The sequence below is a fragment of the Enterobacter sp. AN-K1 genome (assembly GCF_020971765.1).
Lineage (GTDB): Bacteria > Pseudomonadota > Gammaproteobacteria > Enterobacterales > Enterobacteriaceae > Enterobacter > Enterobacter hormaechei_C.
This window is the reverse complement of record NZ_CP087390.1, coordinates 2,765,230-2,790,995: the sequence shown is the minus strand read 5'-3', so window position 1 is coordinate 2,790,995 and position 25,766 is coordinate 2,765,230. Positions and strand designations below refer to the sequence as shown.

Annotated in this window: 21 protein-coding genes; 9 read left to right on the top strand and 12 right to left on the bottom strand. The window is 57.7% G+C overall.

What is annotated here, in order from left to right; translation table 11 throughout:
- Window positions 1–77: 77 nt before the first annotated feature.
- Window positions 78–2,786: a magnesium-translocating P-type ATPase gene (gene mgtA / locus LOC22_RS13345; RefSeq protein WP_020480537.1), complete on the bottom strand. Its 2,709-nt coding sequence runs from the start codon at window positions 2,784–2,786 to the stop codon at window positions 78–80.
- Window positions 2,787–3,172: 386 nt separating this feature from the next.
- On the opposite strand from mgtA, the gene treR reads away from it, so the two are divergent.
- The 4 genes from treR to LOC22_RS13325 all read left to right on the top strand — a co-directional run bounded on the left by treR (window position 3,173) and on the right by LOC22_RS13325 (window position 8,254).
- Window positions 3,173–4,120, top strand: coding sequence for a trehalose operon repressor TreR (treR, locus tag LOC22_RS13340; protein WP_017383908.1), 948 nt, complete (start codon window positions 3,173–3,175; stop codon window positions 4,118–4,120).
- Between the two features lie 127 nt (window positions 4,121–4,247).
- Window positions 4,248–5,666, top strand: a complete 1,419-nt coding sequence (treB, locus tag LOC22_RS13335) for a PTS trehalose transporter subunit IIBC (protein WP_020480548.1) — start codon at window positions 4,248–4,250, stop codon at window positions 5,664–5,666.
- Window positions 5,667–5,717: 51 nt separating this feature from the next.
- The gene (gene treC, locus LOC22_RS13330; RefSeq protein ID WP_017694638.1) at window positions 5,718–7,373 is read left to right on the top strand and encodes an alpha,alpha-phosphotrehalase; all 1,656 of its coding nucleotides are present in this window, start codon (window positions 5,718–5,720) and stop codon (window positions 7,371–7,373) included.
- Window positions 7,374–7,507: 134 nt separating this feature from the next.
- A complete protein-coding gene (locus tag LOC22_RS13325) occupies window positions 7,508–8,254 on the top strand; it encodes an oligogalacturonate-specific porin KdgM family protein (protein ID WP_017694639.1) in 747 nt (248 codons plus the stop codon).
- 8 nt (window positions 8,255–8,262) lie between these two features.
- Here LOC22_RS13325 and LOC22_RS13320 read toward each other — a convergent pair whose 3' ends face one another.
- Complete coding sequence (locus LOC22_RS13320) at window positions 8,263–8,922, bottom strand: MurR/RpiR family transcriptional regulator (protein ID WP_049134350.1); 660 nt, start codon at window positions 8,920–8,922, stop codon at window positions 8,263–8,265.
- Between the two features lie 179 nt (window positions 8,923–9,101).
- Here LOC22_RS13320 and LOC22_RS13315 point away from each other — a divergent pair, with 179 nt between their 5' ends.
- The 5 genes from LOC22_RS13315 (at window position 9,102) to nrdG (ending at window position 16,758) form a co-directional block, all read left to right on the top strand.
- On the top strand, window positions 9,102–10,499 hold the full coding sequence (locus tag LOC22_RS13315; RefSeq protein ID WP_071842881.1) for a PTS fructose transporter subunit IIC: 1,398 nt from the start codon (window positions 9,102–9,104) through the stop codon (window positions 10,497–10,499).
- A gap of 10 nt (window positions 10,500–10,509) precedes the next feature.
- Window positions 10,510–13,107: a glycoside hydrolase family 38 C-terminal domain-containing protein gene (locus LOC22_RS13310; protein WP_047637811.1), complete on the top strand. Its 2,598-nt coding sequence runs from the start codon at window positions 10,510–10,512 to the stop codon at window positions 13,105–13,107.
- 1 nt (window position 13,108) lies between these two features.
- Complete coding sequence (locus tag LOC22_RS13305) at window positions 13,109–13,681, top strand: PTS sugar transporter subunit IIA (protein ID WP_015572515.1); 573 nt, start codon at window positions 13,109–13,111, stop codon at window positions 13,679–13,681.
- A gap of 368 nt (window positions 13,682–14,049) precedes the next feature.
- The gene (gene nrdD / locus LOC22_RS13300) at window positions 14,050–16,188 is read left to right on the top strand and encodes an anaerobic ribonucleoside-triphosphate reductase (protein ID WP_230238955.1); all 2,139 of its coding nucleotides are present in this window, start codon (window positions 14,050–14,052) and stop codon (window positions 16,186–16,188) included.
- A gap of 105 nt (window positions 16,189–16,293) precedes the next feature.
- A complete protein-coding gene (gene nrdG, locus LOC22_RS13295; protein ID WP_045344392.1) occupies window positions 16,294–16,758 on the top strand; it encodes an anaerobic ribonucleoside-triphosphate reductase-activating protein in 465 nt (154 codons plus the stop codon).
- A gap of 32 nt (window positions 16,759–16,790) precedes the next feature.
- On the opposite strand, the gene LOC22_RS13290 is transcribed toward nrdG, so the two are convergent.
- The 10 genes from LOC22_RS13290 to LOC22_RS13245 form a co-directional block, all read right to left on the bottom strand.
- Window positions 16,791–18,701, bottom strand: a complete 1,911-nt coding sequence (locus LOC22_RS13290) for a BglG family transcription antiterminator (RefSeq protein ID WP_017383912.1) — start codon at window positions 18,699–18,701, stop codon at window positions 16,791–16,793.
- A gap of 19 nt (window positions 18,702–18,720) precedes the next feature.
- Window positions 18,721–19,857 (bottom strand): lactonase family protein, encoded by a 1,137-nt coding sequence (locus tag LOC22_RS13285; protein ID WP_023295815.1) that lies wholly within the window; start codon window positions 19,855–19,857, stop codon window positions 18,721–18,723.
- A 115-nt stretch (window positions 19,858–19,972) separates the two neighbouring features.
- On the bottom strand, window positions 19,973–20,713 hold the full coding sequence (dagF, locus tag LOC22_RS13280; RefSeq protein WP_015572511.1) for a 2-dehydro-3-deoxy-phosphogluconate aldolase: 741 nt from the start codon (window positions 20,711–20,713) through the stop codon (window positions 19,973–19,975).
- Window positions 20,710–21,828, bottom strand: a complete 1,119-nt coding sequence (locus LOC22_RS13275; protein WP_017383914.1) for a DgaE family pyridoxal phosphate-dependent ammonia lyase — start codon at window positions 21,826–21,828, stop codon at window positions 20,710–20,712. Before LOC22_RS13275 ends, dagF begins: the two co-directional genes overlap by 4 nt.
- The gene (locus LOC22_RS13270; protein WP_039271920.1) at window positions 21,812–22,945 is read right to left on the bottom strand and encodes an amidohydrolase/deacetylase family metallohydrolase; all 1,134 of its coding nucleotides are present in this window, start codon (window positions 22,943–22,945) and stop codon (window positions 21,812–21,814) included. The genes LOC22_RS13275 and LOC22_RS13270 overlap by 17 nt, the downstream gene beginning before the upstream one ends.
- Window positions 22,946–22,987: 42 nt before the next feature.
- Window positions 22,988–23,629, bottom strand: a complete 642-nt coding sequence (locus LOC22_RS13265) for a DUF4310 family protein (protein WP_015572508.1) — start codon at window positions 23,627–23,629, stop codon at window positions 22,988–22,990.
- 13 nt (window positions 23,630–23,642) lie between these two features.
- A complete protein-coding gene (locus tag LOC22_RS13260; protein ID WP_006810337.1) occupies window positions 23,643–24,419 on the bottom strand; it encodes a DUF4311 domain-containing protein in 777 nt (258 codons plus the stop codon).
- Window positions 24,420–24,441: 22 nt separating this feature from the next.
- Entirely contained in the window at window positions 24,442–24,741 is a 300-nt protein-coding gene (locus tag LOC22_RS13255; protein ID WP_006810338.1) for a DUF4312 family protein, read from the bottom strand.
- A gap of 2 nt (window positions 24,742–24,743) precedes the next feature.
- Window positions 24,744–25,106 carry an SFCGS family glycine-rich protein gene (locus tag LOC22_RS13250; protein ID WP_006810339.1) on the bottom strand — a complete coding sequence of 121 codons (363 nt, stop codon included), beginning with the start codon at window positions 25,104–25,106 and terminating at the stop codon, window positions 24,744–24,746.
- A gap of 10 nt (window positions 25,107–25,116) precedes the next feature.
- Complete coding sequence (locus LOC22_RS13245) at window positions 25,117–25,455, bottom strand: PRD domain-containing protein (RefSeq protein ID WP_026080657.1); 339 nt, start codon at window positions 25,453–25,455, stop codon at window positions 25,117–25,119.
- Window positions 25,456–25,766 lie beyond the last annotated feature (311 nt).

The following is a 25,766-nucleotide window of genomic DNA, read 5'->3' as shown; positions in this document are numbered from 1 at the left end:
GCCGGGTGGCGGCTTCGCCTTACCCGGCCTACGTTCGGATCGTAGGCCCGGTAAGCGCAGCGCCACCGGGCTTGCCGTTACTGCCATCCATACCGGCGCGCATAGAACCCTTTCACCATCTGCGTCAGCACCATGTAGCCCGCGAGGATCGCCACCAGCCATGGGAAGTAGCTCAGCGGCAGCGCCTGAAGTTGCAGGTAGCTTGCCAGCGGCGAGAACGGCAGCGCGATCCCGAGCGCCATCACAATCCCCGTCATCACAATCAGCGGCCACGCGGCACGGCTCTGGATGAACGGAATGCGGCGGGTGCGGATCATGTGCACAATCAGCGTCTGAGACAACAGTCCCACCACGAACCAGCCGGACTGGAACAGCGTCTGGTGTTCTGGCGTATTCGCATGGAACACAAACCACATCAGGCAGAAGGTCAGAATGTCGAAGATAGAGCTGATCGGCCCAAAGAACAGCATAAAGCGCCCCAGATCGGCGGGGTTCCAGCGCTGCGGCTTCTGGATCTGCTCGTCGTCCACGTTATCAAACGGGATCGCTACCTGAGAGACATCGTACATCAGGTTCTGGATCAGCAGATGCAGCGGCAGCATCGGCAGGAACGGCAGAAACGCGCTCGCCACCAGCACGCTGAACACGTTGCCGAAGTTGGAGCTGGCGGTCATTTTGATGTATTTGAGCATATTGGCGAAGGTGCGACGCCCTTCGATGACGCCCTCCTCCAGCACCATCAGGCTCTTTTCCAGCAGAATGATATCCGCCGCTTCGCGGGCAATATCCACCGCGCCGTCCACGGAGATACCGATATCCGCCGCACGCAGGGCTGGCGCATCGTTGATGCCGTCGCCCATAAAGCCCACTACGTGCCCTTCGCGACGCAGCAGAGTGACGATGCGCTCTTTATGCATCGGCGTCAGGCGGGCAAACAGCGTGGTGCGTTGGGCAAGCTCGGCCAGCTCATCGTCGGACAGGTGCTCAATGTCGCTCCCCACGACGACGTCGCCCGCGTCCAGACCGACTTCGTGGCACACTTTGGCCGCCACCAGCTCGCTGTCGCCGGTGAGGATTTTGACGGTGATACCGCTCGCTTTCAGCGCTTTTAGCGCCGGCGCGGTGGTCTCTTTCGGCGGATCGAGGAATGCGATGTAACCTTCGAGGATCAAATCGGATTCATCGATACGCTGGTAGTCACCTTCCCGCGCAGGCAGGAACTTGCTGGCTACTGCCACCACGCGCAGCCCCTGACGGTTCAGGTTATCGGTGACGCGTTTGATGCGGCGCAGCATGGTCTCATCCAACGGCACGATCTCGCCGTTATGGCGCACCTGCGTGGAAACATTCAGGATCTCCTGCAATGCCCCTTTGCAGATCAGCTGATGTACGTCCGCCTGCTCGCTGACCACCACCGACATGCGGCGGCGCTCGAAGTCGAACGGGATTTCATCCACCTTCTGCCAGCGACCGGAGAGCGTGCGGGCAGACTCCTCGTCCACCCCTTCCAGCACCGCCACGTCGAGCAGGTTTTTCAGCCCGGTCTGATAGTGACTGTTCAGCCAGGCGCTGTGGAGCACGCGCTCGCTGGTTTTTCCGGCGATGTCGGTGTGGTTCTCCAGCACGATTTTGTCCTGCGTCAGGGTGCCGGTTTTATCGGTGCAAAGGATGTCCATCGCGCCAAAGTTCTGGATGGCGTCGAGGTGTTTAACGATCACCTTTTGTTTAGAGAGTTTGACCGCCCCGCGCGCCAGCGTGGAGGTGACAATCATCGGCAGCATTTCCGGCGTTAAGCCAACGGCCACGGAGAGCGCGAACAGCGCCGCTTCCCACCAGTCGCCTTTGGTGTAGCCGTTGATCAGCAGGACAATCGGCGTCATGACCATCATAAAGCGGATCAGCAGCATGCTGACGCGGCCAATGCCTTTCTGGAACGCATTCGGCTCGCTCTCCTGCTCGCTGACGCGTCCGGCAAGCTGTCCAAACCAGGTATTGCCGCCGGTGGCGGTGACAATCGCCTGCGCGGTGCCGCTGACCACCGTGGTGCCCATAAAGCACAGGGTGTCGCACTCCAGCGGGTTCATCTGCTGCGGATCGCGGGTCCGCGCTACCTTCTCTACGGGCAGGGACTCACCGGTGAGTGACGCCTGCGCGACGAACAGATCCCGCGCCTGGATGACGCGTAAATCCGCCGGGATCATGTCCCCCGCCGCCAGCTTCACCAGATCGCCCGGCACCAGCTGGTCAATGGGAAGCTCAATCCAGGCGTTCTCGCCGAGGTCGTTAATCACGCGCGACACGGTGGCGGTGTTGCTGACCATCGCTTTCAGGGCGTCCGCCGCTTTGGTGGAGCGCGCTTCCTGAATAAAGTTCAGCAGCGTGGAGATCCCCACCATCAGGGCAATCACGCCTGCGGCAAACAGATCTTCAGTGGCGTAAGAGATAATCCCGAGCACCGTCAACAGCAGGTTGAACGGATTGCGGTAGCAGAGCCACAGGTGGACCCACCAGGGAGAGGGTTTCTGCGCCGGGATCTGGTTATCGCCATGTTCCGCGCGGATTTTTGACACTTCTTGCGCGTTCAGCCCTTCCGGGTGGCCGCCAAAGGCGCGCCAGACTTCGTTTTCATCCATCGCCGCCACGTTCAGGCAGCGCTCGGTCAGGGAAGCGGGGATTGCCGCTCCCGCCATGGTGTTGGCATTTGGCAGCGGATCGCGCGCAATCAGGCGATGTGGCAGGTGACGGCTCAGCAGCGCTTGCAGCTGCCGGGTGATATTTTTCAGCATAGTCATTCCCCCGCATCCGCAAAGGCGGACGCAGTTTTCCCGCAGGCGTGGCAAAGCCGTACCTGTCAGGCACTTAATTTATCAAGCAGGAACGTATGAACGTTGCTGCCTCACGCCGGTGAGACAGCAAAAGGCTGGCTTACCGGAAAGAAGGTTTTCTCCTGGTCAGGAGAGGTGTGGGATCGGGATCCATGTGGCCTCCGGTAAGTAAAAAGTTGGGTATCGGCACGCAGTATAGTGATTTATCCATACCGTTTGTGACTAATCGGGCGGTATTATAACGCCCTGCAAATAAACCGAACGTAAACCAGACTTTGCCCATAGCGAATTCGCAGGATAGCATTAGGCTCAATTGATTATTTTATCGTTGTTACAGGGAATACAGCATGCAGAACCGCCTTACGATTAAAGATATCGCGCGTTTAAGCGGCGTGGGGAAATCGACTGTCTCACGCGTGCTGAACAACGAAAGCGGTGTCAGCGAGCGCACACGCGAGCGCGTCGAGGCGGTGATGAATCAGCACGGTTTTTCCCCTTCCCGCTCCGCGCGCGCCATGCGCGGGCAGAGCGATAAAGTGGTCGCCATTATTGTCTCGCGTCTGGATTCCCTCTCCGAAAACCTCGCCGTACAGACGATGCTGCCCGCGTTCTACGAGCAGGGCTACGATCCGATCATGATGGAGAGCAAGTTCTCCGCGCAAATGGTGGAGGAGCATCTCGGCATGCTTCAGCGCCGTAATATTGATGGGGTGGTGCTGTTCGGATTTACCGGCCTAAAAGAGGACGTGCTTAAACCCTGGCAGCCGTCACTGGTGCTGCTGGCGCGCGACGCCAGCGGGTTTGCCTCTGTCTGTTACGATGACGAAGGGGCGATCGTGATCCTGATGCAGCGCCTGTATGAACAGGGCCATCGGCATATTAGCTATCTCGGCGTGCCGCATGCTGACATCACCACCGGCAAGCGTCGCCATGAAGCGTACCTGGCGTTTTGTAAAAAACACAATCTTCCCGCCGTGGCCGCGCTGCCCGGTCTGGGTATGAAACAGGGATATGAACAGGTCGCCAGCGTGCTGACGTCACAAACCACCGCCCTGGTATGCGCCACGGATACCCTTGCATTGGGTGCGAGCAAATATTTGCAGGAGCAGCGCATCGGGGAACTGCAATTAGCGAGCGTGGGAAGCACGCCGCTGATGAAGTTCTTACACCCGGAGATTATCAGCGTTGATCCGGGTTACGCCGAGTCTGGCCGGCAGGCTGCCGCGCAGCTGATCGAGCAGATTACCGGGCGTACCGAGCCCCGTCAGATCGTTATTCCAGCCCATCTCTCATAATTCTTTTGAATAGATTATTGTGATCTTCGCCCGATTTCGGGAACGTTCCCATTTTCGCCGTCACGTTGAAGGAGTAGGCTTGCGCACAGGTCATAACCCCTATCACCATCTGTCATGAGGTTTCATGATGAGTAAAGTCAAACAAACAGATATCGATCAGCTGATCGTCCTGGTCGGCGGACGCGATAACATCGCCACCGTCAGCCATTGCATTACCCGCCTGCGCTTCGTGCTGAACGATCCGGCCAAAGCCAACCCGAAGGCCATTGAAGAGCTTTCTATGGTTAAAGGCTGCTTCACCAACGCCGGGCAGTTTCAGGTGGTGATTGGTACCGAAGTGGGCGATTACTATCAGGCTCTGCTGGCGACTACCGGGCACTCTTCCGCCGATAAAGAGCAGGCGAAGAAGGCCGCGCGCCAGAATATGAAATGGCATGAGCAGCTGATTTCCCATTTTGCGGAGATCTTCTTCCCGCTGCTGCCAGCGCTGATCAGCGGGGGCTTAATTCTGGGCTTCCGTAACGTCATCGGCGATGTGCCAATGAGCGACGGCAAAACCCTGGCGCAGATGTACCCGGCGCTGCAAAGCATCTATGACTTCCTGTGGCTGATTGGCGAAGCGATCTTCTTCTATCTGCCAGTCGGGATCTGCTGGTCCGCGGTGCGCAAGATGGGCGGAACGCCAATTCTCGGTATCGTGCTCGGCGTGACGCTGGTCTCTCCGCAGTTAATGAACGCTTACTTACTTGGTCAGCAAACGCCAGAGGTGTGGAACTTCGGCCTGTTTACCATCGCCAAAGTCGGCTATCAGGCGCAGGTGATCCCGGCATTGCTGGCGGGCCTGGCGCTGGGCTTTATTGAGACGCGCCTGAAGCGCATCGTGCCGGATTACCTCTATCTAGTGGTGGTCCCGGTCTGCTCGCTGATCCTGGCGGTGTTCCTGGCGCACGCCTTTATCGGTCCGTTTGGCCGCATGATTGGCGACGGCGTGGCCTTCGCGGTCCGTCACCTGATGACCGGCAGCTTCGCGCCAATCGGTGCCGCGCTGTTTGGCTTCCTCTACGCTCCGCTGGTGATCACCGGCGTGCACCAGACCACGCTGGCGATTGATATGCAGATGATCCAGAGCCTCGGCGGTACGCCTGTCTGGCCGATCATCGCCCTGTCTAACATTGCGCAGGCCTCGGCGGTAACCGGCATCATCATCGTCAGCCGTAAGCACAACGAGCGAGAGATCTCCGTTCCGGCTGCCATCTCCGCTTACCTCGGCGTCACTGAACCGGCGATGTACGGTATCAATCTGAAATACCGCTTCCCGATGCTCTGCGCGATGATCGGCTCCGGTCTGGCGGGCTTGCTGTGCGGCCTGAACAGCGTGATGGCGAACGGGATTGGCGTCGGCGGCCTGCCGGGTATCCTCTCCATCCAGCCCGCGTTCTGGCAGGTATTTGCGCTGGCGATGGCGGTGGCGATTATCATCCCAATGGCGCTGACTACTGTGGTTTACCAGCGTAAGTTCCGTCAGGGCACGTTGCAGATTGTTTAATTCTCTCTTTCGGGGCGCAGTTGCGCCCCTTCGCATTTGCAGGAACGTACTATGAATACCCTTCCTCACTGGTGGCAGAACGGCGTCATCTATCAGATTTACCCAAAGAGTTTCCAGGACACCACCGGCAGCGGCACGGGCGATCTGCGCGGCGTGACACAGCGCCTGGACTACCTGAAAACCCTCGGCATTGACGCCATCTGGCTGACGCCGTTTTATATCTCCCCGCAGGTGGATAACGGTTACGACGTGGCGAACTACACTGCCATCGATCCGACCTACGGCACGCTGGACGACTTTGACGAGCTGGTTGCCCGGGCGCATGAACGCGGCATCCGCATCGTGCTGGATATGGTCTTTAACCACACGTCCACGCAGCACGCCTGGTTCCGTGAGTCGCTGGATAAAGCGAGTCCGTACCGCCAGTTCTATATCTGGCGCGACGGTACGCCGGATACGCTTCCCAACAACTGGCGCTCCAAATTTGGCGGCAACGCCTGGCGCTGGCACGCCGAAAGCGAGCAGTATTATCTGCACCTGTTCGCACCGGAGCAGGCGGATCTCAACTGGGAAAACCCGGCGGTGCGCGCCGAGCTGAAAAAAGTGTGCGAGTTCTGGGCCGATCGCGGCGTGGACGGCTTGCGTCTGGACGTGATTAACCTGATTTCAAAAGATCAGGATTTCCCGGACGATACCCTCGGCGACGGTCGCCGCTTCTACACTGACGGGCCGCGCATCCACGAATATCTCCAGGAGATGAGCCGCGACGTCTTTACGCCGCGTAATCTGATGACGGTGGGCGAGATGTCCTCCACCTCGCTGGATAACTGCCAACAGTACGCGTCTCTTGACGGCCGCGAGCTGTCGATGACCTTTAACTTCCACCACCTCAAGGTAGACTACCCCGGCGGCGAAAAATGGACGAAGGCGAAGCCGGACTTCGTGGCGCTAAAAACCCTTTTCCGCCACTGGCAGCAGGGGATGCACAACAAAGCCTGGAACGCGCTGTTCTGGTGTAACCATGACCAGCCGCGCATCGTGTCGCGCTTTGGTGACGAAGGGGAACACCGCGTGGCGGCGGCGAAAATGCTCGGCATGGTGCTGCACGGGATGCAGGGCACGCCGTATATCTACCAGGGTGAAGAGCTGGGTATGACCAACCCGCATTTCAGCCGTATCACCGACTACCGCGACGTGGAAAGCCTGAACATGTTCGCCGAACAGCGGGCTAACGGTCGCGATACGGATGAACTACTGGCGATTCTGGCGAGTAAGTCACGCGATAATGGCCGCACGCCGATGCAGTGGGACGCCTCGCATAATGCGGGCTTTACCGAGGCCGAGCCGTGGATTGGCGTCTGCGACAACTACGAAACCGTGAACGCCCGCGCGGCGCTGGACGACCCCGATTCGGTGTTTTACACCTATCAGTCGCTGATTCGCCTGCGCAAAACCCTGTCGGTACTGACGTGGGGAGACTATGAAGATTTGCTTCCGGATCACCCTTCCCTGTGGTGCTACCGCCGCCAGTGGCAGGGACAAACGCTGATGGTGGTGGCGAACCTGAGCCACGCGCGCCAGCAGTGGCAGCCCGTCCCCGTAGAGGGAGCATGGCGGGTGGCACTCAGTAACTATGACGAGGTTCCCTCCCGACCCGATACGTTGCTATTGCGCCCGTTTGAAGCTATCTGGTGGGTGCAGGAATAAACCTCAGGAGATACAGCATGCTGTATCTCTTTTTTTATGTTTAGCGATACGCTAAATGTACGACGATAACTTTTACAATATGGCGCACTCAAAATAAAAATAGCCTGCCAATTAAATAACCTCGGCAGGATATTATGAAAAAGATAATTATTAAAGCAACGTGTATTAGCGCATTATTATTGAGCACGCAGGGATGGTGCGGAAATACGTCCGTCGACCTTCGCTTTGGTCATAATACGCGCTCAGACGTAAATGATTCACGCATTAAGGTCATGCATCAGGCGAATAACGGTTTTTACTTCTCCGTTGAAGCCGCACAAAACCATAATGATACGTTTTTTGGTGATACCGACAGATATAATCCCGACGACAAGGGGTTAACGGAAGCGGCACAGGAAATCGAAACGCGCTGGCGTTTCGATCTGGGAAATGGTTTCGCCGTTGCGCCTGGCATGGTGACGGTTTTCACCGCCAGCAATACGCATTACCGCCCCTTCATTCAGGGCTGGAAAGCCTTCGATAACGGTCTGAATCTCTCCGCCCGTTACCGCTATAACACCGTCAATGACGCGCACAGCGATAAAGAACTCGACGGCAGCGGTTATACTCGCCGCCAGTCACACCAGTTCGACATTTGGTTCGCGTATAACATCGGCAAATTCGGTATGTCCTATAACCCGCGCTTCCGCTGGCAGGATAACGTCGATCAGGGAACCGGGGATGACACCTACTGGGAGCATACCGTCGCGTTCAACTACAAGCTCGACGATGGCTGGACGCCATACGTCGAACTGGTTTCACTGGATAAAACGTACATCAATAATGACGGCAACCATGAAAATGATTATGCCGTACGTCTGGGAATAGTGAAGCAGCTCTGACGGCCTGACTACACCGTATCGTGCTGTAGCAGCCTACAGCCGATACGGTCCACGGCGCTTAACAGTTCAAGCTGCCCTTCCCGCTGATACAGCGAAACCGCATTAATGTCGATTGGTAACGGCCAGCATAGCGTTGAGATCGACGCCAGTGTCGACCCCTGACGGGTAATCGCAATAATCTTCAACCCTTTGCGCAGCGCGTTACGCGCCATTTCAATCAGCGACTGCGTCTCCCCGGATTTACTGATCAACACCAGCGTCCCCTTCGATACGCGTGTCAACTGGTGCATGTCATTCAAAATAAGGTGCGGCAGGCTCGCCAGCGACAAAAAGCGCGACAGGTAGTTGAGGCTGGTGAGCGAGGCTCCCCGTGCGTAAAGATAGATATGGCTGGAATGCGTAAGCAACCTGGACACGTCTGTCACAATATTATCCGGCTGCGGCCCCACGTCGGGTGTAGCAGGTGCAGGTGTAAAATGGTCGCGTAAAAAACGGTACCGAAGCTCGGTATAGCTTTTATAGCCCATTTTTTTACATACACGATTAACGGATGTTGTCGTGGTAAAGGTATCACGGGCAATCTCTTTTGCCGATATATTAGAAATATTACACGCATGATGCTGAATGTATTCAAATATCAAACGTTCACTTCCCTGGAATGAATTCATCTATTACGCCCCGTTTAATCCCGAGATGATATTAACACAACAGAGAAATAGTCTCTGGAAGGCGCTTCACACATTGCATTTACGCGTATCACGATACGTAATTAGTATTAGCAAACATTAAAAACTGTTTTAGGTTCTCTTTATACTTCCCCTGTTTTCACATCCAGGGAATTATGACAATGACGAAACAAAAAGTTGTCGCGGTAACGGCCTGCCCGACAGGTATCGCACACACCTTTATGGCGGCGAATAAAATTATTGCATGGGCTAACGAGCACAATATCGAGGTAAAGGTCGAAACGCAGGGCAGCGACGGCGTTAAAAACCGCTTAACAAAACAGGATATCGCCTCCGCCACGGCCATTATTCTGGCAACCGACGTTCCCATTCAGGATGCCGAGCGTTTTGAAAACATTCCTCACCTTCAAACCCGCACACAAGAGCTGATCAAACATACCGATCGCTATCTGCGTCAGGCGCTGGCAAAGGAAAAAAACGTCACCACTGTCGCACAAGAAGACGATCTTCAGCGTTCGGCTTACCAGATTTTTATTGGCCATATTATGGCGGCCATCAGCTATATGCTGCCGGTGGTGGTGATGGGCGGGCTGATGATGGCGACGGCCAAAATAACCGGGCAGTTTATTAACATCGAACATTCGCCGTTCAGCGTGCTGGATAAAGTGGGCTTTATGACCATTAAGTTCATGTATCCCGTTTTTGCGATGTATCTGGCGTTTTCCATTGCCGGTAAACCGGCACTCATCCCCGGTCTTATTGGCGGCATCATGTCAGACGAAGTCTATAAGCGCTTCTTTGATATCGAAGGCTTTATGCCATCCGGCTTTTTCGGCGCCATTGGTATCGGCTTTTTTGTGGGCTATCTGGTGCGCTGGCTCAATGATTCGATTCACGTCCGCCAGCAGCTCACCACCATTAAAACCATGCTGCTCGTCCCGCTGATCACCGGCATTACGCTGGTGATGGTCATGGAATATTTGATTAACCCGATTTTTGGCTCGCTTAACCAGCTGATGGTGGTCTTTTTTACCTCGGCAGGTGACACCGGGCGCGGGTTCTATTCCGCGATGATTGCCGCGGGCACCGCGTTCGACCTGGGCGGTCCGGTCAACAAGGCGGCAGGCTCGGTCGCGCTCGGCCTGAATGGCATGAGCGAGACGTTTGATTTAACCGCCCGCGAACTCTCCATCGTGATCCCCTCCATTGGCGTCGGCTTTGCTGCGTTCCTCAACGGCCGCTTTGGATTACCGGATGTCTTTAGCCAGGAAGAGAAAACCGTCGGTAGCACCTCGTTGTTGCTGGGCGTGATTGGGATCTCCGAAGGCGCGATCCCGTTCATCCTGAAAAACCCACGTCTGATCCCGGTGTTCATGACCGGTGCCGTCGCCGGCGCGCTGGTCGCCATTACCCTTGGCGTGAAGCAGACGCTGCCTCTGCCAGCCGTCTGGGGCTGGCCGCTGGCAACCAACGTGGCGGGCTACCTGGCGAGCGTCTTTATTGGCGCACTGATTTGCGCCCTGGGCGTGCTCTATGTCAGCCCAAAGAACGCCAGATAAGGGGAACGTCATGAATCAGATCCACGTCATTGCCCATACGCACTGGGATCAGGAGTGGTATTTCACCCGTCAGGACAGCATGGTGCTGGCGTCATATAATTTTGCGGACGTCATCAACACGCTGGAGCAGGACTCCGCTTACACCTGCTATCACCTTGACGGACAGATGGCGGTAGTGGAGGACTTTCTCGCCATCAATCCTGATTATCGCGCCAGGCTGGAAAAGCTGGTCAGGGAAAAAAGGATCTTCGTAGGGCCATGGTATACCCAGACGGACACCTACAACGTGCATGGCGAATCGATTATCCGCAACCTGAAGTACGGCATTTTTTCTGCCCGGACGCTGGGGCATGCGATGCAGGTTGGGTATCTTCCGGATACCTTTGGCCACAATGCGCAAATGCCCACGATCTTGCAGGGCTGCAATATCGACAATATCGTCTTCTGGCGCGGTATCGATCACGACAGGCACGCCAAAAGCAGCCAGTTCCTCTGGCGCGCACCCTCAGGTGCGACCGTCATCGCCTGTGCGATGGCGCTCGGTTATGGCGCGGCTAAAAACATGCGTTCGGAAGCCTCCCATCTCCGGGGAAAAATCTACCCGATGACCACACTTTTGCGTTCACGGGCCGGTCTAAACGACCTGCTCCTGCCCTGCGGCGGCGATCAGGTCAGCATCGACCCGGCGCTGCCGAAAATCCTGGAGGTCGCCAGCGCACAGTCCCCGGATCAGGACCGTTACTTCATCAGCTCTCTGGAGCGTTATGTAGAAACCCTTCGCGCGCAGCGTGAACAGTTTGAGCTCCTGGAAGGGGAGCTGAAATCGCCGCGCTACACCCGCATCCATAAAACGATCGGCTCCGTGCGCTACGACATCAAAAAGAAAAACGATGAGGTTGAACAGTTCATCCTGCGACAGCTGGAGCCGACAATCGCAATGGCGCGTCACCAGGGGATTCCGGTCAACCTCGCGGTAGTCGACACCCTCTGGAAAAAGCTGTTGCGAAACCATGCCCACGATTCCATTGGCGGCTGTAATAGCGATGCCACCAACCGCGACATTCTGCATCGACTGGAACAAACCGAACAGCTGTGCCATAGCCTGTGGAATCTGGTGGTGAAAACCCTGGCCGCCGCCTGCGTTCAGGATGGCGACCTGCTGATCTTTAACCCGCTAGCTACCCCAACGCAGCGCGTGGTGATAACCACCCTGTATAGCCGGGCGGATAATATCGCCCTGACGCATCAGGGGCAGCCCATCCCTTTCGACGTCCTGGAAAGAGACATTCTGCCCGGCGGAACGGCGATCTCCCTTACCGCCGAGGGCGAGTGCGAGACGCCCCTTCTCCCTTATTACCGCTGGCACGTTGCGGTAAAGACACCGGTTCTGCCGCCGATCGGCTATCTCACCGTTAACGTTGAAGAAGACCCTGCACCTTTCCTGGCGTCTGAAAAGATAAAGGGCAGCGAGATTGAGAATGCGCATTATCGACTGTCGCTGGATGCCGGAACGCTTACCCTGCATGACAAACGCAGCGGCAGACGTATCCCCTCTTTCTTTACCTTTGAAGACTGCGCGGACGCGGGCGACAGCTACGATTTCTCACCGCTTGCGGGCGACGCGCCGACGCGCTGTTCGCATTTTACGCTCGTCGACGGCGTAAAAACGCCGCTTGTCGAAAAGCTGACCGTCGAGGCCACAATGCGTCTTCCGCAGGATCTCGCCAGCCGTCAGGATACGGCCCGAACGCCGTTATCCATTCGTCTGGTCTGCGAATTACGCCACGACGATCCGAATCTGTATGTCGAGGCTTCGCTGGAAAACAGCCACTGCGATCACCGGCTACGTTTACTGATCGGCAGCGATGTTCACACCCGTCACGCTATCGCCTCACAGCCCTTCGCAATCATCCAGCGCGAAACGGGATATGACGGTGAACACTGGCAAGAACGCTATCGCGAGAAGCCCGTGGATATCGAAACCAGCGAGGGCATTATCGCTGTCACGGAACCGGGTAAAGCGCTGGTTGTGACTAGCCGTGGCATGAAAGAATTTCAGATTATCGGCAGCGAACCCGCTGCTATTGCCCTGACGATGTTTAAATCGACGGGCGTGCTCGGACGCAGCGATCTCGAATGGCGACCGGGTCGGGCCTCCGGCATCAATAATACGGTGGTTGAGACTCCTGATGCCCAGTTGCTGAAACCGTTGCGCTTTTCATTCACCGTCGCGCTGGCCGACAACGCCGACCACCTCACGCTGCGCCAGCTGGAAAATCAGGCGGCTGGACAGCCCTTCACCTACCAACGGCAAACGCTACACACGCTCGATCACCGTCTTGAGCGTTTTTCGTTGCGTCTGCCCGAGCGCAGGCTTCCGGCAGAGTTCTCGCTACTGACCGTGCCGGAGCCGCTCATCCTTTCCGCTCTGCCCCATGCGCAGCTGCTGCATGGCACCGTCTTACGCGTATTTAACGCCGGGACACAACCGGCTCCCGTCCCGGAAAGTCTGGCAGTGTTACGGCAGATCAACTATCTGGAAGAGCCGATGCAACCGGTAACGGCGATCCTCCCCTCCGCAACCTGCGATTTTTTGATTGAGGCTTAATATGAACTTGCTGGCATTGACGCATCCCGATCTGGTGTTTATCAACCCGCCCCAACGCACGCCGGAAGCAGTGATCCGTTGGCTCACCGAGCCGCTCGCCAGGCGGAAGGTCATCAACGATCGAGAGGCATTTATCGAAAGCGTTTTACAACGTGAAAGTGAAGGCCCTACCGCGCTGGGTGAAGCGCTCGCCGTCCCGCACGGTAAAACCGAGGCGGTGCAACAGGCGGCATTTTGTCTGGCGCTCTTTGACGATCCGATATGCTGGCCGGGGCTGGAGGGTGATGAAGAGGTGAGGATGGTTTTCCTGCTCGCCATTCCGCCAGCGGAAGCAGGCAGTACGCATATGCACCTGCTGACGACGCTGACCAGCAGACTCACGGATGAGCGGGTGCGTGAGCAATTGCTGGCGGCGCGTACGCGGGAAGAGGCGATGTCTGCGCTGAGTAATGAAGGTTCTCAAAAACAGGACGATGCCCCCGAAAGCTCTCTTCTCATCCCGTTGGTACTGGGCTGCATCGTTACCGTAGCCTTTTTGCAGGCAGGGTTGAGCTGGGCCTGCGGGGTGAGTTAATCGAGCAGCGCTCAGCACAGGCTCTGCTGAGCGCTTGTTTTTGTTGAATAATTAATCAGATTTTTCCTTCGAGTCTTTACAATTGCCCCAGCGCCCGCCGTTTGTACTCTCGTCTTTTTACTTTGTTCTGCATCAAAAAAATCGCAAACTTGTTTGATGCAAATCACTATATGTAGCACTTAAAATGCACGCCGACCCAACATCTTGTATTTATCGTCTACTATTCCAACAACAAGACGGCGCGAACGCTGGCCGGAATTGTGGATAACACGAGCTGGGCACGCGGGAAGTCTTTGCCGCGGCGAGGAATACGTCCGGTGAATACTTCTCCACCTTTGTGGATAACCTGTTTTTAAAATGGAGTGATCATGACACCGCATGTGATGAAACGTGATGGCTGTAAAGTGCCGTTTAAATCAGAGCGCATCAAAGAAGCCATTCTGCGTGCAGCTAAAGCAGCGGGAGTCGATGACGCAGATTACTGCGCCACCGTCGCAGAAGTCGTTAGCAGCCAGATGCATGAACGCAGCCAGGTGGATATCAACGAGATCCAGACCGCGGTTGAAAACCAGCTGATGTCTGGTCCGTACAAGCAGCTGGCGCGCGCCTACATTGAGTATCGTCACGACCGTGACGTCCAGCGTGAGAAACGCGGTCGCCTGAACCAGGAGATCCGCGGCCTGGTAGAGCAAACCAACTCGTCGCTGCTCAATGAAAATGCCAACAAAGACAGCAAAGTGATCCCAACCCAGCGCGACCTGCTGGCCGGTATCGTCGCCAAGCACTATGCCCGCCAGCACCTGCTGCCGCGCGACGTGGTGTCTGCGCACGAGCGCGGTGAGATCCACTATCACGATCTCGACTACTCGCCGTTCTTCCCGATGTTTAACTGCATGCTGATCGACCTGAAAGGCATGCTGACCCACGGTTTTAAAATGGGTAACGCCGAGATTGAGCCGCCGAAATCCATCTCCACCGCGACGGCGGTCACGGCGCAGATCATCGCCCAGGTGGCGAGCCACATCTATGGCGGCACCACCATTAACCGCATCGATGAAGTGCTGGCCCCGTTCGTGGCCGAGAGCTTCAACAAACACCGTAAAACGGCGGAAGAGTGGCAGATCCCGGATGCCGACGGTTACGCCCGTTCCCGCACCGAGAAAGAGTGCTACGACGCGTTCCAGTCGCTGGAATATGAGGTAAACACGCTGCACACCGCCAACGGCCAGACGCCGTTTGTGACCTTCGGGTTTGGCCTCGGCACCAGCTGGGAATCACGCCTGATCCAGCAGTCTATTCTGCGCAACCGCATCTCCGGCCTCGGTAAAAACCGTAAAACGGCGGTGTTCCCGAAACTGGTGTTCGCCATTCGCGACGGCCTGAACCACAAGTATGGCGATCCGAACTATGACATCAAGCAGCTGGCGCTGGAGTGCGCGAGCAAGCGTATGTACCCGGACATACTCAACTACGACCAGGTGGTGAAAGTCACCGGTTCGTTTAAAACGCCAATGGGCTGCCGCAGCTTCCTCGGCGTGTACGAAGATGAGAACGGCGAGCAGATCCACGACGGGCGCAACAACCTGGGCGTCATCAGCCTGAACCTGCCGCGCATCGCGCTGGAAGCTAAAGGGAATGAAGCGGCCTTCTGGACGCTGCTGGATGAACGTTTACAGCTGGCACGTAAGGCGCTTATGACCCGCATCGCCCGTCTTGAAGGGGTGAAAGCCCGCGTCGCGCCAATTCTCTATATGGAAGGAGCCTGCGGCGTGCGCCTGAAGGCGGACGATGATGTGTCGGAGATCTTCAAAAACGGTCGCGCATCGATCTCTCTTGGCTATATCGGCATTCACGAAACGATTAACGCGCTGTTTGGCGACAAGCACATCTATGACAACGACGCCCTGCGTGAGAAAGGTATCGCGATTGTGCAGCGCCTGCGCGATGCGGTAGACCAGTGGAAAGAGGAAACTGGCTACGGTTTCAGCCTGTACAGCACGCCGAGCGAAAACCTCTGCGATCGCTTCTGCCGTCTGGACACCGCCGAGTTCGGCATCGTGGAAGGCGTGACCGACAAAGGTTACTACACCAACAGCTTCCACCTCGATGTGGAGAAGAAGGTGAACCCGTACGACAAGATCGACTTTGAAGCGGCCTATCCGCCCATTGCGAACGGCGGTTTTATCTGCTACGGCGAGTACCCGAACATTCAGCACAACCTGAAGGCGCTGGAAGACGTGTGGGATTACAGCTATCAGCACGTGCCGTACTACGGAACCAACACGCCAATTGACGAGTGCTACGAGTGCGGCTTTACCGGTGAGTTCGAATGCACCAGCAAAGGCTTCACCTGCCCGAAATGCGGTAACCACGACGCAGCCCGCGTCTCCGTGACCCGCCGCGTGTGCGGCTACCTCGGCAGCCCGGATGCCCGTCCGTTTAACGCCGGTAAGCAGGAAGAGGTGAAGCGCAGGGTGAAACATCTGGGGAATGGGCAGATCGGGTAATCCGCTGCCACGTTAATGCCCGGTGGCGCTGCGCTTACCGGGCCTACGGACCGCTCTCTTTTGTAGGCCGGGTAAGCGCAGCGCCACCCGGCGTGGTTATTCGCGATGAACTATCACCAGTACTACCCCGTCGACATCGTCAACGGCCCCGGCACCCGCTGTACCCTGTTTGTATCAGGCTGCGTTCACGAGTGCCCCGGCTGCTACAACAAAAGCACCTGGCGCCTGAACTCGGGTATGCCGTTTACCGCTGAGATGGAAGACCGCATCATCAACGACCTGAACGACACGCGCATCAAACGCCAAGGGATCTCGCTCTCCGGCGGCGACCCGCTCCATCCGCAAAACGTGCCGGAGATCCTGAAGCTGGTAAAACGCATCCGCCGCGAGTGCGCAGGAAAAGACATCTGGGTCTGGACGGGCTATAAGCTGGATGAACTGAATGCGCAGCAGATGGAAGTGGTGGATCTGATTAACGTCCTGGTCGACGGCAAGTTCGTGCAGGATCTAAAAGATCCTATGCTTATCTGGCGCGGCAGCAGCAACCAGGTTGTGCATCATCTGCGTTGAATGAAGGCGGATATCCTCTGTCCGCCTGAACGTCAAAACCGACTCAAACTCTCCATCGCCTCAGCCTTAAACGCCGCAAAATTCTCGCACTGGCACAGGCGCGCCATCGCGCGTTCACGCAGGAAGGTGACAAAGATGTCGTAAATCGCCATTGCCTCTTCGTACTCGCTTTTGCTGATGGCGAGCAGGAAGATGACATGGGCGGTTTCATCTCCCCACTGAATGCCCTGCGGCGCCAGCACGGTGTAGACCACCGTTTTTTGCGCCAGCAGCCCGAGGGAGTGCGGCAGCGCGATGCCGTCGCCGAGCATGGTGCTGACGATGGCTTCACGCTCGATAACCGATTCCAGAAACTCCGCGCCGACAAAACCTTCCCCTTCAAGCTGCCCGCACAGTTCGCGGAACAGCGTTTGCTGGTCGACAGGCTTGTCGAGAATGCGGAAATGGGCCGCGTCGAAGTATTTTTCCAGCATCCACGGGCGGGTGCGATCCACCAGCACCAGCTTGCCGATCTGCTCTAACTGATAATCGGTCGGGAACGGGGCGATCATCACCACCGGTTTGGATTTTTCGCTCACGCGGGCGGTGGAGATCACGAAGTCTTCGCCAATGGCATCGGCAAGCTCGTACTCGCGAAGGGTGAGCGTGCGCGTCACCTCAATCTGCGGATATTTACGCTGAAGTACCGCCTCGATCATGCGCACCATCGCGTTACCGGCGTCGCACACCAGCAGCACCCGCGGCTGGCGCTGGTAGCCGATATTGTAATGGCGCTCCAGCCCGACGCCGATATGCAGCACCAGAAAACCAATTTCGTTTTCGCTGATCACATACGGGGTGTATTTGCCCCAGCTCGACACCGCCGCGAGGGTCATATCCCACGCCATCGGGTAGTGCTGCTTGATGTTATCCAGCAGCGGATTGGGGATCATGATTTGATACCGCACGCGGGTAATCATGGTTTTGATGTGCGTGAGCAGATCTGCATGCAGTTGCTCATCGCTCAGCAGGTTGTAGTTATAGTGGGTGTTGATGTAGCGCAGAATGTAGTTGACCAGCGCTTCGTCGTCGTCGGCGTTAATGGCACTGGGGGCGATCTCCTGGATCTGCCGCGCCGCAATGTGCACGCACAGCCAGCTCTCTTCTGACGGCGACAGCGCTTTGCCCGCCAGCTCCTGGATAGCCACCGCGATATCTTTCGCCGCCTCACGCACGTTCTCTTCCACGTCTTCCGCGTGGAATTCCGGCAGCGGATACCCCTCGCTGATGCGCCGCACCGACACCGCGCAGTACAGGCGCAGGAACAGCTCGCCTTCATCGGTCAGGCGAATGTGATGGCGCGTCAGCGCATCGTGCAGCACCGGCACCATCTTTTCCGCCACCCCCGCGTTCAACGCCACGTCGGTCACCAGCGGGTTCAGGCTGTCCTGCTGCGCCAGCTCCCACAGAAGGTCGGTCAGGCAGGCGCGGATCGCCATCTCGCTGCCAAACAGCTTCATCCCGTGGCGCGGGCGGGTTTCCAGCGTCAGGTTGTAACGGTGAAACCACTCACGCACTTCCACCATGTCGCTCTGCAACGTGGCCCGGCTGACGAACCACTCATCGGCCAGATCCTCCAGCTTGAGGGAAAAGGCTGACGTCAGAAAACGCACCACCAGATAGTGCACGCGCTCCGGTCCGGTTCGCGGAATACGCAGCGCGCGCGGGTGGGACGCCTGCAATTGTTGATAGCGCACCACATCATTAATTTTGAGCTGATAGCCGTTGCCCCGGCTCAAAATGAACTGCGCGCCGTGGCTGGCCAGCAGCGCGTTCAGGGCGGTGATATCCGCCCGGACGGTTCGCGTGGAGACCGACAGCCGCTGCGCCAGCTCGTCCTGTGGCAGCGTCTCGTTTTGCAACAGATCGAAAAGTTGCGCTAAACGTTGGTTCGGAAATCGCACGTCGTTGTCCTCTTACTGCTCAGGGTGAAATGACCATCTGGGATGGGCTGCCGACCGGGGTATAGTCTGGCTCGGCGCTCAGCTTGCCGTCCGGCGCCACGCGGAAACGGGTAATGTTGTCGCTGCGCTGGTTCATGACGTACAGCCAGCGACCCTGCTTATCGAGCGTCAGGGTGCGCGGATAGTCGCCGCGCGTCCAGACATCATCCTGATGCGTCAGCGTACCCTCCGCCGTTACGGTAAAGTGCCCGATGCTGTTATGCAAACGGTTAGCGACATACAGCTGTTTCCCGTCGGCGCTTAGCGCCAGCCCGGCAGCAAAACTGGTGCCTTTATAACCGTCCGGCAAGGCTGAAACCGTTTTACCCTCTTTCAGCCTGCCATTACTGTCCAGCGCATAATGGGTGAGCGTAGACGCCTCTTCGTTAATCAGCCACAGGGCATCGCCTTTCGGCGTAAAGACGAAGTGGCGCGGCCCGGCCCCTTTTGAGGAGGCGCTGATAAATGGCGGATCGTTCGGAGTCAGCTTCCCGGTTTGATCGTCAAAACGGTACTGATAGATGCGATCCAGCCCCAGATCGGTGGAAAAAACGTATTTCCCGCCCGGATCGGCGGCGATCATGTGCGCATGTGGGCCGTTATGATCGCTGATGGCGAAACTGCCCTCGACGGCAGCTTCCGGCTTCGCCGCGCCCGGTTCGCCTTTGTCCTGATGGGTGTCCGTAGCATCGCCCAGGCTGCCGTCTGCGTTAACGGGCAGCACCGCGACAGTTCCGCTGACGTAGTTTGCCACCAGCAGATGTTTGCCGTTCGGCGTCAGGGAAAGATACACCGGCCCCGCGCCGCCGGAGGACACCTGATTCAGCTCGCTCAGCGCGCCGTTATCACCGATGCGCAGCGCCTGCACCACGCCCTGCTCCACTTCGCTTGCCAGATACAGCGTTTTGCCGTCGTGTGAGACGGTTAACTGCGCGGCGTTCGGCAGTTTGCTCACCAGTGTTTTATCGTTCAGCGCACCGGTTTGCGGATCGACGGTAAAGCGGTACAGCCCTTCACCGTTCGGATTATAGGTGCCCACCCAGGCGTACTGGGTTTGAGCGATTGCAGAGGTAGCAAGTAAAGAGAGTGAAGCGACAAGCAGGGTACGGGTGTGCATGGTGGCTCCTTCGGGTGTGTGCGGTTTGTTTCCCCTCACCCCAGCCCTCTCCCAAAGGGAGAGGGGGTAAAGGTTCCCTCTCCCTTTGGGAGAGGGTTAGGGTGAGGGGCAGGTTCTACTTAACCAGCTTCTTCGTCATCGCCAGCAGCGTGCGCACATCTTCCGGACGCGTGTCGCCGCTGGCCTTGTCGATAATCGAGCTGTAGATATGCGGGATGATTTTGCTCACGCCCGCATCCAGGGCGATCTGCAAGATCGCCTCGAAGTTCTCCAGATCGATTCCCCCGGTCGGCTCCAGCCAGAAGTCGTGACGGGCGCAGGCTTCCGCCACCGCCTGGTATTCGTCACGGCATTTCAGGCCGCCCATCGGGAAGTACTTGATGGAGCTGCCGCCGAAATCTTTCAGCAGGGCGATAGCGGTTTCAACCGGCACTATGCCGTCCATAGCTGCGCTGCTCAGCGGGCCGGTGGAGATTTTCACCATCCCGACGGTGCCGGTCGGGGAGACCAGACCGTTGACCACGGACTCATTCTGCCCCAGCAGCGCGCGGCTGGTGGCCACGCCGGTAAAGACCTGGTTAACGTGCTGCGGCTGCACCTGGCGGGAGATTTCACTCACCATCGCCGACTGGTTCGGGTCGCCCGCGCCCAGCCCCACGGAGAGCGCATTATCAATCAGGGCTGCGTATTCGCGCATGTCCGCAACCGCGCTCGCTACGTCCGGGTAATTTTTGGAGAGCACGCCCACCAGCACGTGACCTTCCGCCGCCTCGTAAATGGCGCTGGCGTTGGCTTTCGATCCCGCCAGCACGTTCAGGCAGACGCGGTCACGGTAAAAGTTGGGGGTCAGTTTCATGCTTTTTTCTCCTGTCCTAATACTTCGCTAATGCGGCGGTACACGATGTTCAGCTGGTCAGCATTCACGCTGCGCACGTCCGCCTCGATAATCCCTTCGTTGGCCTTATAGCCACGGAAGTAAATGGCGTATTCGCCCTGTTTCAGCTTCGCCACCAGATCGCCCGTGCCGACGCCCGTAGCGGCTTCGTCGAACTTAATCTCGGTACGGGCGATATCGCGACCGGCGCTGTCCCAGACCACGCGCGCGGTCACGCCGTTCAGGGTGTTCAACGCGTCGATAAACGGCGTCATCTTCGCCACCATCTCGGCCCCGCTCTCTTTGGTCGCCGTCAGGTAGTGTTCGATGGCGCAGGTCAGGCCCAGGATACCCTCTTTGCCCACTTTCATCGCGCGACCAATGCCCGCCGTCTGGCGCTTCACCCACTCAACGTACTGGGTTTTGCCGATCACCAGCCCGCTGGTTGGCCCTTCGATCGCCTTCGCGCCGCTGTAGATCACCAGATCGGCGCCGGAGCGGTAGTAGGCGTGCAGATCTTCTTCCGCCGCCGCATCGACGATCAGCGGGAGATCGTGCTTGCGCGCCACGACCGCCGCCTGCTCGACGCTGAGCATGCTTTTCTGCACGCAGTGGTGCGATTTGATGTAGAGGATCGCCGCCGTGCGCGGAGTGATCGCCGCCGCCAGCTGATCGGCAGAGCATTCGTTGGCGTAGCCCGCCTCCACAAGCTTGCCGCCGCCCAGCGCCACCATGGTGCCCACCGGCGCGCCAAAGTTCACGTTGTGGCCTTTCGGCAGGACGATTTCGTTGTTTTCAATCGGTGTGACGTGCAGGTTTTCCAGCAGCCAGTCGCTGTCTTTCACCAGCACCGCCGCCACGGACTGGGCAATGCCCGCCGACGCGCAGGAGACCACCGTCGCCCCTTCCACCTCCAGCAGCTTCGCGATGTATTCCCCGGTTTTATTGACCAGATCCTTCATCTCGAAATAGTGATTCATGCCGTCCATCGCCGCCTGCACCACTTCCGGGCGCGGCGTGGAGACACCCAGCGCCGTCATGCGGCCAGAGGTGTTGATAACCTGCTTTAAGTTGTACTTCTCATAAATCGAAGGCATGTTCCGTGCTCCCTTGTTCGGTCATGTAGCCCTTGCCCGCGCGGATCGCGGCAAGCGGCATCAGAATGTGTTCAGCCTGTAGGCTGTCGTTTTCGGCATCCGTCAGCACCGTCGGCTGGCGCTTGAGCGTAAACAGCGTCAGATCAGCGTCGAGGCCAGGCTGAATGCGGCCTTTGCGCGTCAGGCGCAGGCCGTCGGCGGCGTTGGCCGTGACACAGTCAATCACCTGCGGCAATGACATGCCGATGGCGAGGAATTTCGACATCACGCTCGCCAGCGAGCCGACCGGGCCGTTGATGCGGTTGCGGCAGTAAATATCCGAGCTGATGGTATGCGGCAGAATGCCCATCGCAATGGCGCGCTTCGCCACTTCAAAGCTGAAGCTCGCCGTGCCGTGACCGACGTCCAGGCGCACGCCGCGCTTCAGCGCAGACGTAATGGAGGCGCGTAGCTCGCCGGAGGGCGTCAGAATGCGGTTAGGCTTGCCGTTGTAGCAGTGGGTGATGATGTCGCCGGAGCTCAGCAGTTCGGCAATCTCATCGAGGTTCGGCGGGTTGTTGCCGATGTGCACCATCAGCGGCAGGTCGCTGTTCTCTTTCTGAATCGCTTTCGCGCGCTCCAGCGGGGTGATGCCGTTTTCACCGACCACGCTGCTGCTCATGCGCGCCTTCAGGCCAACGATAAAATCCGGGTGGCGCGTCACCGCCTGCTTCACCGCATCGGCGTCAATGTTCGCCATGTTGGCCAGCTCGTTCTGGGCGATCAGCCCCACGCGGGAGATGTTCAGCAGGGCAAACACCTCGGTGGAGGCTTTGCGGGTGATGGCGTAAAAATCGTCCACGTCGTCGGCTCCGGTACTGCCCGCGTCCACCACGGTGGTGACGCCGGTGGCAATGCCCACGCTGTCCGGCTCGTCGTGGTAAATCGGGGAGTTCGGGTAGCAGTGGACGTGGGAGTCAATCCAGCCCGCGCTGACGAACACGTCGCCGTTCAGCTCAACCGTTTTGCGGGCGGGAGCGTCAATGTCGCCTGTCGCGGCAATCTTCCCGTCCTGGATGGCGATATCGGTCAGGGTATCGTCGGCGAGGCGCGCACGGCGCAGGAGTAAATCAAACATGAGGATCTCCTGATAAAGCGGGCACCGAAGCGCCCGCGGGTATTAAAGGGCGACCGGGAACAGCCAGCCCAAAATCATTGCGCCGAGGATGGCGCCACCGGTAATCGGCTTCTGCCAGATGTAGAACAGCAGTGCGCCTACCAGGGAACCGACGCCGATTGGAATGGAGGCGGTCATGGCGCTGAGGATAATCAACGGCCCGAGGAAGCGGCCGGAGGCGTTACCCGCGCCCATCATCACGTCTGCGCCGTAGGTGGAGTTGCTCTGATTGATGGTGAACTTACGCGCCAGGATGATGACGTAGCCAATCGCCAGGCCAATCACCAGGCCGGTAATCAGCGCGGCAATGAAGTTGGTCACCGGGAACATGATCCCCGCGCCCAGCAGCAGCGCCGGAACGCCGAGGCCCACGCCGGTCTGGATCGCACCGCCGATATCGAGAATACCCACCAGCGAGCCTTCGATAATACGGGCGAACAGGAAGCTAGCACCGAACGCCGCCACCGCGCCGTAGACGCCGGTATCGATTCCCGCTTTCAGCATCGCCACGAAGGCCACTTCGTTAAACGCGCCGATGCCGTAGAGGTAGTACATGTGCGTCCCGGCGAAGACGCCGGAGGAGAGCAGGCCAACGAAGATCGGGAACGACCAGTCGGCATACCAAAAACCTTTATTCTGTTCCATTTAGAGGCTCCTGTTATTTACCGCTGAGCGAGTTGTGGATCATGTCGAGCCAGTTCGGCACGGTCAGATGGAAGGATTCGATCATCTTCATGTCGAAGCCGCGGAAGAAGCCGCTCAGCACGAAGAGCAGAACGATCGCCGCCATCATCACTTTGGTGACGTGGTTCCAGCCACTCTCTTCAACACCTTTACCAATCAGAATACCCAGTACCAGACCCGGTACGGCGTTACCCATGATCAGCTGTGCCGCGCCGCCAAAGATGGTGGCCCAGAAGCCCGATTTTTTACCCGCGTCGATGGCCGCCAGCCAGAAGATCACCGGCATCACGGTGTTGACCAGCAGGTTCGCCGCCGGTACCAGCACCTTCACGGCGGTGACCTGAAGCGCTGCCGGAACGGAGGAGGCGGTCAGGTTAAGGAAGGTCACGACAATCATGCCGATGATGCCGCAGGCAATCGCCATTTTGCGCGGGTCATGCAGCGTTTCACCGACGTTACGGTTTTTAATCATCAGTGCAGCAGCACCCCAGTTCGGGATGATGCGGTGGTCAACGTCCTGTGTGAAGGCACCTGCGGCCACGGAAGAGGCCCAGGCGTTAAAGAAGAAACCTAACCCAAAGGAGAAGTGGGACGCCGGATCCCCTTCGCAGGAGTTCAGTTCCCCCAACGTACGAAACGCGCCCATACCCTGAGTGGTAGGCGCATGAAACATGCGTGCAGCCCCGGCGCCAACACCGACGCCAACCAGGCCGCCAATGATGAGCGATTTTATTAATATAATTAAGAACATCAGTCTGCCCTTTTATGAATAATCAGCGTTGCGTGACGAAATCCACCTGGTCGAGATTGATGGCGGTCACGTTGACGGTCACATCCAGCTCCACGCTGTAGGTGCGTCTTTCCCGGCGCAAAAAGAAGAACAGAAACGCTTCTTTTCGCACCGCTTCTTGCGCCTGAACAACCTGCACATCCTGTGGCTCAATACGCAGTAAGATATGCGGTGAGGCTTTCATCACCGCAGCCTGAACGTGGTTGAGGGCGTCGGCAAAGGCGCGCGCTTTGGCGTCGCCCTTCCCCTTCACTCTCACCGTGGTTGTGAACTGTTCTTTCATGCTTACGCGCCGTATTTCTTCTGCCACGCCTGTACCAGACGCTCGCCCAGCTCTTCTTTATCCATAAAGCCAAAGCCCAGCACGTTGCAGCCTTCGTTTATGGCGGTCACCCCCTCATCCACGGAGCGCATGCCGTATTTGGCCTTGTAGCCATATTTGGTCTGAGCGGTGATGGCGCCCGCGCCGCCGCTGCCGCAGAAGGAGATCCCGAAGGTGGCGTTTTCTGCTTTCATCACGTCACCGAGCTTCATATCCGCTGCCATGCCCGGTACGACAACCGCGCGTCCGCCGGCTTTTTCCACACCCGCAGCCACTTTCTGACCTTTACCCAGGCGATCGCCAATCACGACTGTAATCTGTTCCATGTGTTGCTCCTTAAAGGTTGTCTTTCGCGACTTCGAAGTGAACGGAGAGCAGCCAGGCCTCTTCATCAGGAAGGTTGCCGAACTGCGCTACCACTTCACGGGCGAGTTGCATTGAATCTGGTGAAATTTCGTCAAACAGCTCTGCTTCAACCTCTGGCAGCGGCTCGCCGGTCACGGACCGGTGCGCCATTGCGCGAACGTGGGAGGTCAGCATCTGCTCCTGTACCGCGTTGGGAATGATGTTGTGCCGGGCCAGCAGGGCGTAGACCTGCTGAAGCATGGTGTTCGCGAGCTGTTCTGTTTGCACCGCCTGTTCCCCAACGTCGTTCATTACCGCTCCGTTAATCACTCGTCTTACCCCGTTAATGGCTCTGGAATAAAACTAACGTCGAGGGGGAATTGTTTGTAGCGAGTTGTTTTCCACTTCGAAGTGGAAAGGCGAGCAGCGGCAGTGATCTGTGCCACATAAATGCGGTGAATCTGTATAAATCGCTGGATTTACGTGATGAATATCACGCTATTACGCGGCATTAGACTGGTAAGCGGAGTGGAAAAGATTACGAGCAGGCTCGTAGAAATGTGACGTGGATAAGGTTTTCTTATGGGGATCCGCTAGAGTGGCGGCGGGTGCTTGAGACTGACCGTCTCAGGCATGGGACG

Excerpts from the sequence above, each read along its gene's own strand:
- treB (WP_020480548.1), top strand. The coding sequence starts at position 4,248 with ATGAGTAAAGTCAAACAAACAGATATCGATCAGCTGATCGTCCTGGTC.
- LOC22_RS13275 (WP_017383914.1), bottom strand. The coding sequence starts at position 21,828 with ATGCCTTCGATTTATGAGAAGTACAACTTAAAGCAGGTTATCAACACC.
- LOC22_RS13325 (WP_017694639.1), top strand. The coding sequence starts at position 7,508 with ATGAAAAAGATAATTATTAAAGCAACGTGTATTAGCGCATTATTATTG.
- dagF (WP_015572511.1), bottom strand. The coding sequence starts at position 20,713 with ATGAAACTGACCCCCAACTTTTACCGTGACCGCGTCTGCCTGAACGTG.
- LOC22_RS13305 (WP_015572515.1), top strand. The coding sequence starts at position 13,109 with ATGAACTTGCTGGCATTGACGCATCCCGATCTGGTGTTTATCAACCCG.
- LOC22_RS13315 (WP_071842881.1), top strand. The coding sequence starts at position 9,102 with ATGACGAAACAAAAAGTTGTCGCGGTAACGGCCTGCCCGACAGGTATC.
- nrdG (WP_045344392.1), top strand. The coding sequence starts at position 16,294 with ATGAACTATCACCAGTACTACCCCGTCGACATCGTCAACGGCCCCGGC.
- LOC22_RS13255 (WP_006810338.1), bottom strand. The coding sequence starts at position 24,741 with ATGAAAGAACAGTTCACAACCACGGTGAGAGTGAAGGGGAAGGGCGAC.
- LOC22_RS13270 (WP_039271920.1), bottom strand. The coding sequence starts at position 22,945 with ATGTTTGATTTACTCCTGCGCCGTGCGCGCCTCGCCGACGATACCCTG.
- LOC22_RS13260 (WP_006810337.1), bottom strand. The coding sequence starts at position 24,419 with ATGTTCTTAATTATATTAATAAAATCGCTCATCATTGGCGGCCTGGTT.
- LOC22_RS13320 (WP_049134350.1), bottom strand. The coding sequence starts at position 8,922 with ATGAATTCATTCCAGGGAAGTGAACGTTTGATATTTGAATACATTCAG.
- nrdD (WP_230238955.1), top strand. The coding sequence starts at position 14,050 with ATGACACCGCATGTGATGAAACGTGATGGCTGTAAAGTGCCGTTTAAA.
- LOC22_RS13265 (WP_015572508.1), bottom strand. The coding sequence starts at position 23,629 with ATGGAACAGAATAAAGGTTTTTGGTATGCCGACTGGTCGTTCCCGATC.
- LOC22_RS13310 (WP_047637811.1), top strand. The coding sequence starts at position 10,510 with ATGAATCAGATCCACGTCATTGCCCATACGCACTGGGATCAGGAGTGG.
- mgtA (WP_020480537.1), bottom strand. The coding sequence starts at position 2,786 with ATGCTGAAAAATATCACCCGGCAGCTGCAAGCGCTGCTGAGCCGTCAC.
- treR (WP_017383908.1), top strand. The coding sequence starts at position 3,173 with ATGCAGAACCGCCTTACGATTAAAGATATCGCGCGTTTAAGCGGCGTG.
- LOC22_RS13285 (WP_023295815.1), bottom strand. The coding sequence starts at position 19,857 with ATGCACACCCGTACCCTGCTTGTCGCTTCACTCTCTTTACTTGCTACC.
- treC (WP_017694638.1), top strand. The coding sequence starts at position 5,718 with ATGAATACCCTTCCTCACTGGTGGCAGAACGGCGTCATCTATCAGATT.
- LOC22_RS13250 (WP_006810339.1), bottom strand. The coding sequence starts at position 25,106 with ATGGAACAGATTACAGTCGTGATTGGCGATCGCCTGGGTAAAGGTCAG.